The 16,182-nt window shown below is 56.4% G+C and carries 20 protein-coding genes and 1 other RNA gene; 10 read left to right on the forward strand and 11 right to left on the reverse strand.

Going from position 1 to position 16,182, the window contains the following annotated elements; genetic code table 11:
• Together VFU50_14515 and VFU50_14520 are read left to right on the forward strand one after the other, a co-directional pair.
• Positions 1–207: hypothetical protein (locus VFU50_14515; GenBank protein ID HEU5234074.1), on the forward strand; the 207-nt coding region annotated here is incomplete at its 5' end.
• 20 nt (positions 208–227) lie between these two features.
• Positions 228–764: a hypothetical protein gene (locus tag VFU50_14520; GenBank protein HEU5234075.1), complete on the forward strand. Its 537-nt coding sequence runs from the start codon at positions 228–230 to the stop codon at positions 762–764.
• A 133-nt stretch (positions 765–897) separates the two neighbouring features.
• Here the strand turns inward: VFU50_14520 and VFU50_14525 are convergent, their stop codons facing one another.
• Complete coding sequence (locus VFU50_14525) at positions 898–1,374, reverse strand: PaaI family thioesterase (GenBank protein HEU5234076.1); 477 nt, start codon at positions 1,372–1,374, stop codon at positions 898–900.
• A 221-nt stretch (positions 1,375–1,595) separates the two neighbouring features.
• Here VFU50_14525 and VFU50_14530 point away from each other — a divergent pair, with 221 nt between their 5' ends.
• Positions 1,596–2,042 carry a VOC family protein gene (locus tag VFU50_14530; GenBank protein HEU5234077.1) on the forward strand — a complete coding sequence of 149 codons (447 nt, stop codon included), beginning with the start codon at positions 1,596–1,598 and terminating at the stop codon, positions 2,040–2,042.
• A gap of 7 nt (positions 2,043–2,049) precedes the next feature.
• Here the strand turns inward: VFU50_14530 and VFU50_14535 are convergent, their stop codons facing one another.
• The 3 genes from VFU50_14535 to VFU50_14545 all read right to left on the reverse strand — a co-directional run bounded on the left by VFU50_14535 (position 2,050) and on the right by VFU50_14545 (position 4,000).
• Positions 2,050–2,250 (reverse strand): hypothetical protein, encoded by a 201-nt coding sequence (locus VFU50_14535; protein ID HEU5234078.1) that lies wholly within the window; start codon positions 2,248–2,250, stop codon positions 2,050–2,052.
• A gap of 93 nt (positions 2,251–2,343) precedes the next feature.
• Positions 2,344–3,300: a threonine/serine dehydratase gene (locus VFU50_14540; GenBank protein HEU5234079.1), complete on the reverse strand. Its 957-nt coding sequence runs from the start codon at positions 3,298–3,300 to the stop codon at positions 2,344–2,346.
• Positions 3,301–3,520: 220 nt separating this feature from the next.
• Positions 3,521–4,000, reverse strand: coding sequence for a hypothetical protein (locus tag VFU50_14545; GenBank protein HEU5234080.1), 480 nt, complete (start codon positions 3,998–4,000; stop codon positions 3,521–3,523).
• 58 nt (positions 4,001–4,058) lie between these two features.
• Here VFU50_14545 and VFU50_14550 point away from each other — a divergent pair, with 58 nt between their 5' ends.
• Together VFU50_14550 and VFU50_14555 are read left to right on the forward strand one after the other, a co-directional pair.
• Complete coding sequence (locus VFU50_14550) at positions 4,059–5,327, forward strand: CBS domain-containing protein (GenBank protein ID HEU5234081.1); 1,269 nt, start codon at positions 4,059–4,061, stop codon at positions 5,325–5,327.
• Positions 5,328–5,422: 95 nt separating this feature from the next.
• On the forward strand, positions 5,423–6,703 hold the full coding sequence (locus VFU50_14555; GenBank protein ID HEU5234082.1) for an Nramp family divalent metal transporter: 1,281 nt from the start codon (positions 5,423–5,425) through the stop codon (positions 6,701–6,703).
• A gap of 18 nt (positions 6,704–6,721) precedes the next feature.
• Here VFU50_14555 and VFU50_14560 read toward each other — a convergent pair whose 3' ends face one another.
• Positions 6,722–7,120, reverse strand: coding sequence for a (deoxy)nucleoside triphosphate pyrophosphohydrolase (locus VFU50_14560; GenBank protein ID HEU5234083.1), 399 nt, complete (start codon positions 7,118–7,120; stop codon positions 6,722–6,724).
• Positions 7,121–7,289: 169 nt separating this feature from the next.
• Positions 7,290–8,123: an ABC transporter substrate-binding protein gene (locus VFU50_14565; GenBank protein HEU5234084.1), complete on the reverse strand. Its 834-nt coding sequence runs from the start codon at positions 8,121–8,123 to the stop codon at positions 7,290–7,292.
• A 27-nt stretch (positions 8,124–8,150) separates the two neighbouring features.
• Here VFU50_14565 and VFU50_14570 point away from each other — a divergent pair, with 27 nt between their 5' ends.
• The 3 genes from VFU50_14570 to VFU50_14580 are packed head-to-tail and all read left to right on the forward strand — an operon-like array spanning position 8,151 to position 9,171.
• Positions 8,151–8,402: a type II toxin-antitoxin system VapB family antitoxin gene (locus VFU50_14570; GenBank protein HEU5234085.1), complete on the forward strand. Its 252-nt coding sequence runs from the start codon at positions 8,151–8,153 to the stop codon at positions 8,400–8,402.
• The gene (locus tag VFU50_14575) at positions 8,402–8,806 is read left to right on the forward strand and encodes a type II toxin-antitoxin system VapC family toxin (GenBank protein HEU5234086.1); all 405 of its coding nucleotides are present in this window, start codon (positions 8,402–8,404) and stop codon (positions 8,804–8,806) included. The genes VFU50_14570 and VFU50_14575 overlap by 1 nt, the downstream gene beginning before the upstream one ends.
• A 5-nt stretch (positions 8,807–8,811) precedes the next feature.
• Complete coding sequence (locus VFU50_14580; protein HEU5234087.1) at positions 8,812–9,171, forward strand: iron-sulfur cluster assembly scaffold protein; 360 nt, start codon at positions 8,812–8,814, stop codon at positions 9,169–9,171.
• Here VFU50_14580 and VFU50_14585 read toward each other — a convergent pair.
• The 5 genes from VFU50_14585 to VFU50_14605 form a co-directional block, all read right to left on the reverse strand.
• Positions 9,152–9,886: an HAD family phosphatase gene (locus VFU50_14585; protein HEU5234088.1), complete on the reverse strand. Its 735-nt coding sequence runs from the start codon at positions 9,884–9,886 to the stop codon at positions 9,152–9,154. The two genes, VFU50_14580 and VFU50_14585, sit on opposite strands and share 20 nt — an antisense overlap.
• A complete protein-coding gene (locus VFU50_14590; protein ID HEU5234089.1) occupies positions 9,886–10,494 on the reverse strand; it encodes a nucleotidyltransferase family protein in 609 nt (202 codons plus the stop codon). The genes VFU50_14585 and VFU50_14590 overlap by 1 nt, the downstream gene beginning before the upstream one ends.
• 279 nt (positions 10,495–10,773) lie before the next feature.
• The gene (locus tag VFU50_14595; protein ID HEU5234090.1) at positions 10,774–11,616 is read right to left on the reverse strand and encodes an XdhC/CoxI family protein; all 843 of its coding nucleotides are present in this window, start codon (positions 11,614–11,616) and stop codon (positions 10,774–10,776) included.
• A gap of 225 nt (positions 11,617–11,841) precedes the next feature.
• Complete coding sequence (locus VFU50_14600) at positions 11,842–13,083, reverse strand: DHHA1 domain-containing protein (protein HEU5234091.1); 1,242 nt, start codon at positions 13,081–13,083, stop codon at positions 11,842–11,844.
• A gap of 223 nt (positions 13,084–13,306) precedes the next feature.
• Entirely contained in the window at positions 13,307–14,581 is a 1,275-nt protein-coding gene (locus VFU50_14605; GenBank protein HEU5234092.1) for a threonine synthase, read from the reverse strand.
• Positions 14,582–14,744: 163 nt separating this feature from the next.
• Between VFU50_14605 and ffs the strand changes: the two genes are divergently transcribed.
• Both ffs and VFU50_14615 read left to right on the forward strand, forming a co-directional pair.
• Positions 14,745–14,842: signal recognition particle sRNA small type (ffs, locus tag VFU50_14610), an RNA gene on the forward strand.
• Positions 14,843–14,914: 72 nt separating this feature from the next.
• The gene (locus VFU50_14615; protein ID HEU5234093.1) at positions 14,915–15,916 is read left to right on the forward strand and encodes a beta-ketoacyl-ACP synthase III; all 1,002 of its coding nucleotides are present in this window, start codon (positions 14,915–14,917) and stop codon (positions 15,914–15,916) included.
• Positions 15,917–16,182: the final 266 nt, after the last annotated feature.

Here is a 16,182-nt window from a genome sequence, read left to right on the forward strand (position 1 = left end):
CCGAAATGGAATTCGTGCGCCGTAATTCCTTCCCGTGGTTCAGATTTGCTGGTTGGCAATCATGCCGCACCATGCGCTAAGAAGCAACCACATCAGCAACTTAGAGGGTTATCAAACCTTTATCTCTCCTTCACCCACGCTGCATTGCCCATCGCCCTGCTATCGGCAATAACTGCTCCTCAATTTCGAATTGGAGGCTTCAAGTGATAAGCAGATGGTGGCATGTATTGCAACTAATAGTTGTGTTGTTGGCGGGATTTGGCGCCACCGCACAGGATGGCGTCCCTCAAAGACTCAGTGGAACAATCAGCGACTATACGCCGGCGAACGTCGGTGGACCATGGGAGGTGCGCGGGCACTGGTCGCTACACATGCATGGCGATTCGGGTACCGCAGACTTCACAGCCGCAGTGGCGATGGTCCATTCAGATTTAGGCGTAACCATGAGCTCCAATCCCAATTTGAACGATCCTAAGGCACGCAATGCCCACACTCACCACATCACGCTTGTGGGCGGAACGGTTTCGCTGATTCCCAATGGCTTTCGCGTGAGTGGGCCGGCAACGGTTACCGCAAACGGAGCGTTTCCGCCTCCATTTGGCCCATCATCAACCTTGCAGATCGATATCACGGGCGGCAACACCGTCGCGTTCTCAAATATTGCATTGACGTTCAGCGGCCAAGCTGCAGGACACTTCGGTGCGAATCCGATTAACGGCGTGGTCGTGCGATCCAAAGATGACAAGGGGCACGGGAACGACTGAGCTGAATTAAGCTGCTGATCCGAAAAACTGGTGCGGCCGACCGATTCGCGATTGCTCGGCCGCGTGCTGTTGTTCGCAACCGTTTATTCATGCCGTTTATTCATGCCGTCGCGCCACAATAGGGTTTACCCAGCTACCGCTTGCGGTTCTGTCTTGAGAATTTGGCCTTCATTTGTTCTGGGTCGACGCCGATGAAGACGCCCTGGCTGCGCGCCAGCACCATGCCTTGCTCATCGCGAATCTCGGCGGTGTTGAAGTGGCGGCGTCCTTGGACGTCCTGCTCCTTGCCTTCGACGATGAGGGTCTTACCGAGCGGAACCGGTTTTACAAATTCGACTGCCATTGACGATGTAAGCGCCACCACCGACCGCAATTTGTTCACTTTGCCCATTGCTTCGTCGAGAAGAGTAGCAATGATGCCGCCGTGAGCGTGTCCCGGTGGACCTTGGTATTTGGGCGGCAGCTTGAACTTGCACCAGGCGCGATGCTGACCGTCGTCGAAGAAGAACTTCAGGTGCATGCCGTCGGGATTGTCTTTGCCGCAGGCAAAGCAGTGATTCTTGGGAAGGGAAATGTGTTTCGTGTTGTGTCCGGCGAGGCGCTTGGGCATGGTTTGAGCATTATACGAAGCTGGGGAAAGGCGAACACGAAGGTCACGAAGGCAAAACCGTAAGGTCACAAAGAATTGGTCGTGACCTCTTGTGTTGCCTTCGTGACCTTCGTGTTCGCCTCTCCCGGGTTCGCAGTTATCACGGACGCGCGTGCTCTATTTCAGATACACTCCGAAACCAGCAGTTTCGCAATTCGTCGGTGAATTATTGCGAGGACGCCATGCAAGTAAATCCTGTTCCACCGGGATATCACACTGTCACGCCATATCTCACAGTTGCCAACGCCCGCGCGGAAATCGAATTCCTGAAACGGGCTTTTGGCGCCCAGACGACTGAGACGCTCTCGCAAGAATCCGACGGAACCGTCCGTCACGCAGAACTCAAAATTGGCGATTCCATGCTGATGCTGGGACAGGCGCGCGACCAGTGGACAGCACGTCCGACCGGGTTCTATCTGTATGTTGAGGATTGTGATGCCTGGTACAAGCGTGCTATGGCGGCTGGAGCCAAATCGCTGATGGAGCCGGCAGACCAGTTCTACGGCGATCGCAACGCCGGGGTCGAGGATCCGGAAGGAAACTACTGGTGGATAGGAACGCGAGTGGAAGATCTATCACCTGACGAGCTCAAGCGCCGGGCGCAAGCTGCATTTGCCCAGTCTAAGTAACCCCGGCCTACGAGCGAATGCCTTCGCGCGGAGACTCGTTGCGCAGCTCCTGTTCGCCGTTGCGTATTACCTGTTCCGCGAGGTGGAGGTATCGCCGCGCTTCGCCGGGCATGTCGCGCTGGAACTTACGGTAGAACTCGTCTTCGAACTTGCGGAAGAATTCCTGCAGTTCGAAATCATCGATGCGGGATTGTTGTCTTCTTTCCATTGGGCCTCTACTTAAGTGGTCGGCGTTTGCTGGACGGGAAGCGCTGTACCGGCATTCTATTACGGTTGGACGGCGTTCCACGGCACCAAAGTGCTAGGTTGCGAGAATCTCGGTCAACATCTCTGGAGCGATGTTGCCGCCGCTTACGATGGCGACCACCTTGCCGCTCGAAGGGAACTCGTTGCGATGGAACAGGGCAGCGGCCGTGGGGACTGCCCCGCTTGGCTCGGCAATCAAATGCGCATCGAATGCCAGCCGCCGCACTGCTTGGCGGATTTCGTCCTCGCTTACGGTGATAAATCCGTCCACATACTGCTGAATGTGCTCGAAATTCAATTCGCCTACGCTTTGCGTCCGCAGGCCGTCCGCGATGGTGCGCATCGTTTGTTCGGCAGGAAAGGTGACTCGATGTCCGGCCTCAAAGCTCGCCTTGGCTTTCGCTCCCAGTTCCGATTCGACTCCATAGACCTTCGAACTAGGCCGCAGGTTCTTGACCGCCGCCGCGATGCCGCTGATCATTCCGCCACCTCCGACGCAGACCAGAACGACATTCGCGTCAGAAAGATCGGCCAGGATTTCTAATCCCATGGTGCCTTGGCCGGCAATGATGACCTCGTCGTCGTAAGGCGGCACGAGAGCGAAGCCTTTGCTTTGAGCTAACTCTTCGGCTTTAGCTTTGCGCTCGTCGCTCGAGGAACCGACGATTACGACTTCGGCTCCCAGAGCCCGCGTCTTCTCCAGCTTGAGCGGCGGTGCATTCTCGGGCATCACGATGATCGCGTGGCAGCCGATGGCTTTCGCCGCATATGCTACGCCTTGTGCGTGGTTTCCGCTGGAATAGGCGATTACGCCGCGATCCTTCTGCCCAGCGGAAAAGGTCGCGATCTTGTTGTAAGCTCCGCGAAGCTTGAACGAGCCAATCGGCTGAAGACTTTCAGGCTTGAGAAAAAGTTCGCCTTCGCGGAAATTGGTTTTGACGAGCGGAGTGCGAACGGCAACGCCTCGAAGGCGCTCTTGTGCCTGCTGGATTTTTTCGAGAGTGACCAACATTAGCGTTCAGATGTGTGCATCGTGCAGAGATGTAGACCGAGAACCTTCACAGCAACTATAAACGACGCCTCGGGCATCATCGAGAAACCAAAGTGTAACTGCGCGTAAACTCTCGGTGGTGATCCGAACTCCTCGACTTCTACTACGACCATGGCGTGCTTCCGACCGGGAGCCCTTCGCAGCTCTGAACGCGGATCCAGAGGTAATGGAGTTCTTCCCCTCATGCCTGAGCCGTGAAGAGAGCGATGACGTGGCGGCTCGGATCGAGGCTCATCACCGGGAGCATGGATTCTGCTTCTTTGCTGCCGAATTGATTGGAATAACGCCCTTCATCGGGTTCATCGGGATTTCCAATGTGCGGTTTGAAGCAGCCTTCAGTCCCGCCGTCGAAATCGGATGGCGCCTCGCTCGGCCGTTTTGGAATCGTGGTTTGGCGACGGAGGGAGCTTCTGCAGTTTTGCAATACGCCTTTTCTGTCCTCCAGCTTCCCGAGCTCGTCTCGTTCACCGTCCCAGCCAACATCCGTTCTCGCCGCGTAATGGAGAAGATCGGACTGAAGCATGATCGAGCGGGTGATTTCGACCATCCGCGCTTGCCGGCCGACCATCCACTCAGGAGACACGTGTTGTATCGCATCGATCGAAATATTTTTGAACAGTTGATCACTCGCGAAGATCTTAGGACGTAAACGCTTCGTCATTTCCAATCCGAAATTAACAACGCAATTTTTCCATAATCCCGCTCTGCCTGCGAAGAACATGCGTTATTCTGCGTGCGTGACGATCACCAGCCTGGCGCTATCTCGCTTACTCGGCTCTCGAGTGGCTGACGCGAGCGGCCGATTCATCGGCCGTGTGCGTGAAGTCGCGCTGCGTCCGCAAGAGGACCCGAATCGAGTTTCCGGCTTAGTGATCAAAACGCGCGACGGCGAGCGCTTCCTCACGCCGAGCATGATCCAGATCGACGAAGATTCCGAGCTGCGCGCGTCGCTTCCGCTGGCTGAATGGCCCAATGTAAATACGCTGGACGACTTCTTCCTGCTCGAACGCGACCTGCTCGACCAACAAATTATCGATGTCTATGGCAGAAAGGTCGTTCGTGTAAATGACGTCGATATCCATCCCGAAGCCGCGAATGGCGGTGTGAGTCTGAAGATCGCGGAGGTGGATGTTGGCTTGCGCGGTGCCGTGCGCCGACTGTTGAAAGGAGTGGCTCCATCAGGAGCAGTGGAAGCCGTCGTTCAGAAGCTGAAGCCACGCGTCATTCCGTGGGAATTCGTCGATCTCATCGAGACCGATCCAGCCCGGCGCGTGAAACTTCGTATCGAGCATGAGCGGCTCTCGCAACTTCATCCTGCCGACATCGCTGACATCGTGGAAGAACTCGCTCCGGCCGAGCGCGAAGCTGTATTCGAGACGCTGGACGAAGAAGTTGCGGCAGAAGCGCTGGAAGAGATCGATCTAGATATTCAGGTCTCCATCGTCGAATCGCTCGATTCAGAACGCGCCGCAGACATCGTCGAAGAAATGGATCCAGATGCTGCCGCTGATCTCCTCGATCAGCTCCCAGGCGAGACCTCCGAGGAAATCCTTGAAGAGATGCAGCCGCAGGAGCGCGAGGAGGTCGAAGACCTACTCGAACACGGAGAAAAGACCGCCGCCGGTCGCATGACCACCGAGTATCTGGCAGCAGCGCCCGATACCACGGCCGAGGAAGCCATTGAGCTGTTGCGGAATTTTGAGGGCGGAGTGGAAAGCGTGGCGACGATTTATCTAGTCGACAACGAAGGCAAGCTGTGCGGTTCTGTGCCGCTGCAGCGAATCGTTCTCGCTCCGCCGGCTCAGAAGATCTCGGAGCTCGCTGCCAAGCCGCTGGTATTTGTCCGCGAAAACGACCAGCAGAAGAAGGTTGTTGAAGTCATGGAAAAGTACAACCTCTACACGCTAGCCGTGGTCGATGACGAGCAGAACCTCAAGGGCATCATTACTGCCGACGATGTAATCACCCTTTTGCGCGAACAAGTATAGTTTTTCGTTTCCTTAAGCTGACTCGAATCAACTTCCCATTTATTCTGGAATGCTTCGCGTTCGCGAAGTGAATTCCCGCCATCTGTAAATAGCTTGTGGAGAAGCACATCGCTCATCGCCGGCGACTGTCGTTTGCCAGAACCTGGCAATTCCGCCTGCTTGCGTTCTTCGCGGTCTTTGGACCCGGGTTCATCACGGCAAATGTCGATAACGATGTCGGAGGAATCCTCACCTACTCGCAGGCCGGCGCAAAGTTCGGCTACGCACTGCTCTGGACGCTGATTCCGATCACGATTGCGCTCATTGTCGTTCAGGAAATGGCGGCGCGCATGGGCGCCGTCACCGGCAAAGGTCTATCGGACTTGATCCGCGAAGAATTTGGGCTCCGAATTACCGTGTTCACCATGCTGATTCTCGGGCTGGCAGACTTCGGCAACATCGCCGCCGAGTTCGCTGGTCTGGCCTCCGGCATGGGAATCTTCGGAGCCAGCAAATACATCGTGGTGCCGATCGGGGCAGCGCTGGTCTGGTTCGTAGTGGTTCAAGGAACCTACAGGCCGGTCGAAAAAATTCTGATTTTCTTTTCCCTGATCTATTTCACTTATATCGCTTCGGCATTCGCCGCTCATCCCGATTGGCGGGCGGCCGTGCAGAACACGTTTGTCCCCGTCGTGAACAGGAGCTCGGAATATCTCGTCATGCTGGTCGGGATCATCGGCACGACGATCACTCCGTGGATGCAGTTCTACCTGCAAGCCTCCATCGTGGAGAAGGGAATCGGCAAAAAGGAATACGCACTCTCGAAATGGGACGTCGTGCTGGGATGCATCATTACCGACGTAGTTGCATTCTTCATCGTCGTCGCCTGCGCAGCAACCCTGTATATAACTGGTCAGCACGACATTGGAGATGCTTCCGAAGCGGCGGTCGCGTTGCGGCCTCTGGTTGGTCAGTTTGCTTCGCTGTTGTTCGCTGTTGGGCTTGTGAACGCCGCGTTGCTCTCGGCCGCGATCTTGCCGCTCGCTACGGCGTACAACATCTGTGAGGGACTCGGCGTCGAGTCTGGAGTGAACAAGCGCTTCTCAGAAGCCAAAGTGTTCTATTGGCTTTATACGGCTCTCATCGTCGGCGGCGCTGGTATCGTCTTGCTTCCGAAAATTCCTTTAATCAAAGTGATTCTGTTCTCGCAGGTGCTGAACGGCGTATTGATCCCGTTTGTTCTCATCTTCATGCTCAAGCTGGTCAATCGCGCCGATTTGATGGGCGAGTACAAGAACTCAATCACCGCGAACGTGATTGCCTGGAGCACCAGCATCACCATGATCATTCTGACTGGGGCAATGCTGTGGACACTCTATGCTTACCCACAGAAATGAAGAGTGAGTTTCGCGGCGTCAGCTAGCCAGCAGCTTGCCTCCGGCAATCTGGCGGATAAGGCCTTGGTCCGCTTCAAGGAAATCAAATCGTGGAAGGTCGCGGCGATCGACCCAGCGGATCTGCTCAAAAATCTTGTTTTCCATTTCGCCTTCATACTCTTTGACGCGATAGAAGTGCAGCTCCACGGCTCCGCCGTTCTTGTAGTGGTGCTGAATCGAAGTCACCTTTTCGCCGATCGTAGCCGAAATCCCAAGCTCTTCTTCGAGCTCTCGACGCAAAGCCGCACGCTCTTCTTCGCCGGGTTCAATCTTCCCGCCTGGAAATTCCCATTTGAGCGGCATGGGCTGATCCTGCGTGCGCTGGCAGATCAGCAGCTGCTCGCCCCTCACAATCAACGCCGCTACTACCTGCTTCAAATTGTCCCTCCACGGCGGCACTCGGGGGCCACTGTGCGCAATCCGCGTTGCGCGCGATTGAAAATCGTCATTTTCTATTCAGAACTGCAAAAGGCAGGAAGTGCTCACGCACTGCAGCGGTGGAAGAGGAAGTCCCTGGCGAGCCCTGGCCTTAACGCCATCATAACAGTCACTTCGGCGAAGTGATGGCGGCGATACGACGCAAGCCGGGAGCTTCGCGATCGTGAATTGCCGCTTCGAGTGCGTGGAGGCCAGAGAGAAGCGATGGCCCCGGCGTGTTGAGATATTCGTCGTTGATGCAATAGACACGTCCACTCCGTACCGCGGAGAGCGACTGCCATCCGCCACGAGCTGCTATTTTTTCCAGTGGAACGCGGTCACCCGCGCCGCACCAGGCGGCAATCACAATGTCAGCATCGGCGTGCCGGACTGACTCAGTGTCCGTCTGCTTGCCGGGATTTCCAACGAACTGGCCGCCCGCTGCTTCGATTAGCTCGGCAACCCAAGGTTGGGAATGGATTAAAGGCTTTCCCCATTCTTCGCAATAAACCTTCGGTCGGGGGGCGTTTGCTGCATTGCGCGAGCGCACGCGCTCGACCTCCATCTGCATTTCGCGGATCAGATATTGCCCGCGATTGGGCTCGTTCAGAATGCCCGCGATCGAGGAGATGTCGGAGTAGATGTCGCGGAGAGTTCGCGGCGCAAGTCCCAGAAACTGCGCGCCGCATCTGAGAATTTCCGCAACTGCCTCGAGCTGATAAGGAACGGAGGCAATTACCAGATCGGGATTGACCGCGCGAATTTGCCCGGAGTCGGCAGTCCAGGAATCGTGGACGACGGCAATTCCAAGCTCCTTCACCCTGGGGCAAACCTCCGCGCAGTATTTGGTGCATGCGACCAACCGATCGAGCGCTCCGAGCCGTTCCATAATCGACGTAATCGACGGCTGCAGCGAGATCACGCGTCGTGGAGTAGAGTCACCGAGCTTGGAAAAGGAAGACACTATTGCGTGTGAATCTATAATTCTTGTATGCCACTCAGGATAAACGACCCGGAAGTGGAGCATCTGGTTCGGGCTCTGGTTGAGAAAACAGGAGAAGCGCCCGATAAGGCTATTGCGAGAGCTCTCCGGGAGAGTCTTGAGCGGGTAGCAGACCACGAGCGTCCGACCTTGGCAGATGAACTCGATGAGATCGGTAAACGCTGCGCGGCATTGCCTGATGTGGACACGCGCTCTCCAGATGAGATCCTTGGCTATGACGAGGATGGACTCCCAACCTGATGGTGATCGATAGCTCTGCCCTTGCAGCAATTCTCCTGGGCGAACCCGAACAGCACCGGTTTAACACTCTGATCGACAATGATCGGGTTCGACTCATCTCTGCAGCAACACTTGTCGAAATCTCCATTGTGATTGAGGCACGAAAAGGCGAGTTAGGGACTGCTCAACTCGACTTGCTGATTCGCCACGCTAAGATCGAGACGGTTCCGGTGACGGTGGAGCGCGCGCAAATTGCGCGCACTGCATACCGTAACTTTGGCAAGGGACGTCATGCTGCAAAGCTTAATTTCGGCGACTGCTTCGCCTATGCTCTCGCGAAAGCAACAGGCGAACCTTTGCTCTGCAAAGGACCGGAGTTTGGTCGAACTGACCTTTTGCTCGCCAATACGATCTCGGATTCATAGTTGCTATGTATCCGCCCCAACTCCTAGATCATTTCGAGCACCCGCGCAATTCGGGAGCGCTGGATTCTCCCGACATAAGTGTTCAAGCCGAAAATCCTGCCTGCGGAGACGTCATGAAACTTATGCTTCGCGTGAGCAACAATCAGATCGTCGAGGCCAAATATCAGACGCGCGGCTGCGTTGCGTCAATCGCCTGTGGATCTGTTTTAACCGAAGCCATTTCGGGAAAGAGCATCGATGCCGCGGCAGCCCTCAAGCGTGAAGATTTGGTAGATGCTGTTGGAGGTTTAGCCAACGAAAGCTCGCACGCGAGTCATCTCGCAATGGACTGCCTTAAGCTCGCGCTCAAGCAGTTGAAGAAGTGATCTTGGCAATTGCAGGCTGGTAAAAAGGCCAGCCACGCTGCTCGGCGATCTTGCGCAGGTCGTCATTCGGGTTTACCGCAAATGGATGCCGAGCCAGTTCCAGCATCTCCAAATCGAACATCGAGTTTCCGAAGCTAACCTCGAGTGGAGCTTTCAATACTTCGCGCAGCGCTCGGGCTTTGCCCGGGCCGGAAGTAATTTCGCCGAGACGATCGGTTGCAACGCCGTTCTCAATTGCCACGCGCACTGCGAGCACACGGTCGGCAGGAATGCCGACCTTCTTCACTGATTCCTCGATCACCCAATTATTGGTCGACGAGACCGCCCACACATCGCAACCCGCGCGACGTAGCTTTTCGACCAGCGACTCCATTTCAGGAAAGAACTGAGGCATCACGTTCGATTGCGCAAATCGCGCGGCGAATTCGCGGATCTTCTCCTCCGGAATCCCATGATGGATTTGCACCATCTCTCCGCACATCTGATCTTCGCTGACATTCTTGGCGAGATACTCGTCGTAGCGGCTCATGATGGCCTGCGTTGCTTCCGTAGAGAGCAGGCCTTCTTCGATCTCCCAATATAGGAACTTCATTCCGGAATCACCGAACCAGAGCGTGCCGTCGCAGTCGAATGCGGCCACTCGCGGACTCAGCGCGACCACCGAATCGACGAATGCAGAGGGGCTGTCGAATGAGCCGTAATTGTGTTCGGTCATCAGGTGGTTGGCAGAAGTGAGGAATAGTCTTCTGGAGTATTGATGTTCAGAACCACGCGCGAGTCGTCTACAGGCACGTAATGAATCCGGCTCTGATAGTGGTGCTCAACTTCCCGCGCATTGTGTGATGGATTGGCGCGAAGAAACACCTCCATCATCTCGCGTCCGAAGATCACAGGATGGCCGTGCTTGCCCTGAAACGCGGGAATAACAGCCCAGGTTTTCTCCGGCACAGTATTCATGAATTCAGCCTTCAGCGCAGAGAGCGTCTCAGGACGTGCTGGAGGCCGATCTACGAGCGTTACGCATGCGGCATCGCGTCCTCGGTCGAGTACTGCCTGAAGCCCTTCGCGCAAAGAACTGAACTGTCCGCGCTCCGGATTCCAGTTATGCACCACATAAGCAGAATTCTGATAGATCACCGGGCGCAGCAAATCAGTGTTATTGCCAGTTACCACAACTACGAAGTCACACGCGCTCTGGAGAAGCTGGATCGCTCCAGCAAGAAATGACCGTCCACCAAACTGCAGCAAGGCTTTGTCTTCACCCATGCGCGACGAAGCGCCTGCGGCAAGTACAACTCCGGCGAATGATGGAGAGCGGGGCATGAGAATAGGGTACCGGGAACAGGTTACAGGGTACAGCTTATGCGGCGGATATCGAACGGTACTGTCATCCCTCGCGCAGCAGCGATCCAGACAAAAGTACCGAACGTTGTTTGTGCTGCGCGGGGATCTGTTTTTGGTTTTGTCAGTCGCGACAGCAGATCCCCCGCGCCGCAAATCCCCTGTGATGAACATGCAAACAGATTCGCTGCGGCGCGAGGGATGACAGTCCTGAATTAATTGGATCACTGTGTTAGATGTGAGCCATTCCGGGCTTGCTCGTCAGCTTCTTCTTTGACTGTCCGAGCCCTCCAGGAAAGCAACAGCCTTCAGGCTGCGCTTGTGAGTCGCCGACGTGACCCCACGCCGAATCGCAATCATCTCCGCAACAATCGCAATTGCGATCTCCTCCGGTGTAATGGCGCCAATATCGATTCCGACCGGAGCATAGACGCGCGCCAGCTTTTCTGCCGAAATCCCCTCTTTCTCAAGCTGTTTGTAGATGGCGATCACCTTGCGCTGGGAGCCGATCATACCGATATACTTCGCCGGAGTCTCCACGGCCCAGCGCAACACGCGCATGTCATCGCGGTGTCCTCGGGTGACGATCACGAGATACGACGAATGGTTCGGAGCAAGCTGCGATAGAACGCGCTCGAAATCGTCGGCATAAACGTCTTTCGCTTCAGGAAACCGCTGACGATTCGCGTAGCTCTCGCGATCATCGACGACCACGACTTCAAAGCCGGCCATCCGTGCGGCGCGATAAACATTCACCGAGACGTGTCCGGCGCCAAACAAGTAAAGCGTCTGCACAGGCAGAATCGGCTCAAGGTAGATCTCGAGAGTGCCGCCGCAGACAAGGCCCGTGTCGTACTTGGGATCGTGATTCAGATTGAACGTAAGACTGCGCGGCTTCTCTTCTTCCATCACCTCGCGCGCCGCCTGCCACACTTCAGCCTCAACGCATCCTCCGCCGATCGTTCCCACAATGGTCCCGTCATCGCGAATGAGCATCTTGGCGGATTCGAAAGAGGGAATAGAGCCGCGAGCGTGGACAATGGTCGCCAGCGCTCCGCGCCGTCCGGCACGTCTTAGATCGACGATCTCCTCGAAGATGTCCACGCCTCTATTTCACCACGGAAAAGCGGAATTGAACACGGAGGACACGGAGGGAACGGAGGTGGAGCATTGACGCTGAACATGCATTGGGCGCCTCTGGGTTGTCTCAGATCTTCGCTGTGCTTGTTCTTTGATTCTTTGCTTGTCTCAATTCACCGTGGTTTCCACAACCATGCCGAGGCCGGCCGACAAGCCACCTTCGTTTCCTCCGTGCCCTCCGTGTTCGATTCAGCTTTTCAGCCGCGCAGCAGCTTCATTGAGCAGAGACTCGAGCTTTCCGGCATCGGGAATGCCGCCCTGGGCGAAGTCTTTGCCGCCGCCGCCCCGGCCGCCGGCCGTTGTGACCAGTTCGCGCAACAAAGTTCCCATATCAACACTCAGATCGGCAGAGCGGGCGAAAGCGACTGCTGGAGAAGGACTGGTTGCCGCTAACAAAGCGATGACGTTTTGACTACCGCGTGTCAATCGCTGAGCCAGCAGCTTCACAAAGCTCGCATCCCTATCTGGGAAGACCTGAACCACGAGCCGAGGTCCAAGATCGCCGGAAGGAGTCTTGCGCAATAGCTGTTCTGCTTTGAGCTCCGCGAATTCTTCGAGAATGCGAGCTTCCCGTTTCTGAACAGCACGGAATTCCTCTCGCTGTTTGCCAATGTTGCCCGGCAGATCGGCAGGCGCGCAGGGATACAAGCCGGAGGCTTCGCCGAGAAGCTCAAAATCCTGCCGTGCAGTTCGCACAGCGCGCAGTCCGCAAACGAACTCGACTCGCACGCCCTGCTTTACTTTTTCTGTGCGGCGCAGCAACAATCCGCCGATCTGGCCGGTGGTGCGCGCGTGCGTGCCGCCGCAGGCATTGAGATCGAAGTCCTGAATATCAATCAGGCGAATCTCGCCTTCGCGCTCAGGAAGCTTGCTTACTCCCATGCTCTGCGCCTGCTCACGCGTGGCATAGCGAATCGCGATCGGCCGGTCTTCCGCGACGACTTCGTTGCTGAGCCGTTCAACCCGCGCGAGATCGTCGCGCGAAATAGACTGAATATCTAAGTCGATGGTCGAAATCTGCTCGCCCAAATGGAATGAAACGGTCTTCGCATTCAGGAGCTGAATGAACGCAGCCGACAGCAAATGCTGTCCTGTGTGCTGCTGCAGGTGGTCGCGCCGGCGCTCAGCGTCGATGATGCCGCGAACCTCGGCTCCTGGAGGAAGCACCTTGTTGAGCCGGTGCCACACCTCGCCGTGCTCGTCTTCATAAACATCCTCGACAGCAGCTTCGAGCGCCACGCCCGACTTGGACTGTGTGCTGATGGTGCCAATATCGAAAGGCTGCCCACCGCTGGTCGGATAGAACGCTGTGCGATCGAGCTTCACCGCCCAACTCGACTGATTGCCATCGCGCCGAAGCTCCTGAACATCGAGCACGGTGGCAGTGAAGTCGAGGAGGAAGGAGTCGTTGTAATAGAGGCGTTGAGTCATGAAAGAGCTTCTAGCTTCTAGCTACTAGCTGCTAGCCGAAGCTTGGGTGGCGCAGACATTGACGATTTTTGGGGACCGCTTTGGACTGTCAGTACCGCCCGCGGTGGCGGGTGGGTGTGTTTACCGACCCATCTGCTACGGCAGACGGTACCGACTATCTAAGAGCCGCCACGCTGAAGCCATGCTTTAGCTAGTGGCTAGCAGCTAGTAGCTAGCAGCTTCTTTAGTACGGCCCAATAATTCCTCCAATGCGACGCTCCGTCGGTTTCGCGCCATTCCCGTTCGGCGACCGCGTGATGCCCATTGCTTTCGAGACCACATCGATATATTTCAGGCCGGTTCCCGTGTTGAAGATTACAATTTCGTCGCTCGGCTTCAGGAATCCGCTTGCGATCAGCTTGTCGTATGCGGCCGTCGCGGCTGCTCCTTCGGGACAGAGGAAGATTCCTTCGTTTCGCGCCCAGTCGAGCATCGAGGCGAGCATCTCTTGGTCGGAGATAGCGATGGCAGTGCCGCCGCTGCGGCGCACGATGTCGAGGATGATGTAGTCGCCATAGGCTTTCGGAACGCGCAGTCCTGAAGCGAAAGTATGTGCGTCTTTCCAGGCTTCGGAAACGGGTTTGCCTTCAACAAAAGCTTTAGGAATAGGTGCGCATCCTGCTGCTTGGATGGCGATCATCTTTGGTCGCTTCTTGCCGGAGTCAAGCCACCCGAGCTGCTCAAGCTCATCGAAAGCTTTCCACATTCCAATCAGACCGACGCCACCGCCGGTTGGGTAGAAGATCGCGTCGGGCGCACGCCATCCGAGCTGCTCGGCGACTTCGAGTCCCATGGTCTTTTTGCCTTCGACTCGAAACGGTTCTTTGAGCGTGGAAACATCAAACCAGCCTTCCGCCTGCTTGCGTTCGCCGACGATGCGAGCGCAGTCGCTGATCAGCCCATCGATCAGATTTACGTCGCTGCCGTATGCCTTGCACTCAACCAAGTTTGCTTCCGGGACATCCTTCGGCATAAAGATGTGCGACTCGAGTCCTGCAGCAGCGGCATACGCTGCCAGTGCACCTGCGGCGTTTCCTGCGGAAGGAATCGCCAGCTTCTTGAGTCCGTAGTGGCGGGCCATGGTCACGGCCATGCACAGGCCGCGTGCTTTGAACGAGCCAGTGGGATTTGCGCCCTCGTCCTTGATCCAGAGATTCGAGCGCCGACGGCTCGCCAGCATTGGAGTGAATCCTTCGCCAAGAGTTACAGGAGCTACGTCCGGCAGCAGCTCGCGATATCGCCACATGCTGCGTGGACGTACGGTGATCTGATCACGTCTCACGCGCGATCGAACTGGACCGAAGTCATAGCGCACCCACAGCGAGCCCCCGTCTTTCGAACACACGGTCTGTGGTGTGTCGGCGGAAATGTGTTCGTGGCATTTCGAGCATTCGAAGTAGGCGATTGGAGTTCCGGATGGCGATGCGGAAGCAGCGGCCAGAGGCTGAGTCAGGGCCATGTTTAAGAGTCTACCAATCCGAGGCAGCCTCCATTTGGTGATTTCGCGATTGTGTGATTTGGAGTTACGAAATCACCAAATCGCGCAATCGCGAAATCCTGATGAAACGGACAGGGCGAGGCCCGCGGGTCGCTAAGCTGAATGTTAATATCGAGTTGTCAGGCTCCGGGTCCCACGCGATGTAATCTCGCGAACCCCGCCAGGTCCGGAAGGAAGCAACGGTAGCGGGCCAGTGCATGCGCAGTGGGCTCCCCGGTGTCTGGCTACTAGCGGCCTCGCCACGGACCGCCGTTCCCAGTCCTCCGGCGGCCGGATTCAGAACCGGAGACAAGTTTGAAACAGCTTCAGCGGGCCAAGATCAGCGCCCTCGGAACCTACGTCCCACCGCGTCTTCTCACCAACGCCGACCTGGAAACGATGGTCGAGACCAACGACCAGTGGATCCAGGAGCGTACCGGCATTCGCCAGCGGCATTTGGTCGATAAAGGCGTAGCCACTTCGGACATCTCGTGCGAAGCAGCTCGTAAAGCGCTGGCCCAGGCTGGAGTTCATGCATCGCAAATCGAGGCCATCATCGTCGGCACGGTAACGCCGGACATGGTCTTTCCCGCGACGGCTTGTCTCGTTCAGAGCAAATTAGGCGCACCTGGAGCGTGGGGGTTTGATCTATCCGCAGCCTGCTCAGGATTCGTGTATGCGCTCCAATGCGGAGCGCAGCTGGTTCAAACCGGATCCCATAAAAAGGTTCTGGTCATCGGCGCGGACGTGATGTCGTCGATCATCGACTACACCGATCGCGCAACCTGCGTAATCTTCGGCGACGGAGCTGGAGCAGTGCTGCTCGAACCCGCAAAAGATGGTGAAAACGTAGGACTGATCGACTTCATGCATGAGGTCGATGGCTCTGGCGCCTGCTCGTTGAACATGCCCGCCGGTGGGAGTCTTCATCCTGCAACTCCAGAAACCGTGCAGAAGAAGATGCACTTCGTTCATCAGGACGGAGGCGCGGTTTTCAAGTACGCCGTCCGAAAGATGGCGGAAGTCTCCGAGAAAATTCTTACCCGAAACGGATTCACGGGTACTGATGTCGCAGCCTTCATCCCTCATCAGGCCAACAAGCGCATCATCACCGCAACCGCCGAACGTCTAGGCATGCCAATGGATCGCGTGATCATCAACATCGGCGAATTTGGCAACACGACCGCCGGAACAATTCCGCTCGCCATGCAGACGGCGCTGGACGAAGGCAAGCTTAAGAAAGGCGATCTCGTTTTGCTGGCGTCAGTCGGCGCTGGATTCACCGTCGGCGCGACGCTGCTGCGCTGGGCGTTCTAAACGAGCCCTTCCTCTCTTGCGTCAGGTGCGACTCTTTTAAGAATTGTCATCCCTCGCGCCGCAGCTTAACTGCCGTGGTACGAAGCCTGGCTTTGGGGCGCGGGAGACCTGCTGTTCGAGGGGATTCGAGTGCAAAAGCAGATCCCCCGCGCAGCGACAGCAGCTTTTGAAATTTCCCGGCTTCTTCGCGGCTGCGCGAGGGATGACAGTGCAAATTGAATTGCTCGGTACAACATGAGCTCACAATTTCGTTAGTCCCTGTACTT

The sequence above is a fragment of the Terriglobales bacterium genome (assembly GCA_035764005.1).
GTDB lineage: Bacteria > Acidobacteriota > Terriglobia > Terriglobales > Acidobacteriaceae > Gp1-AA112.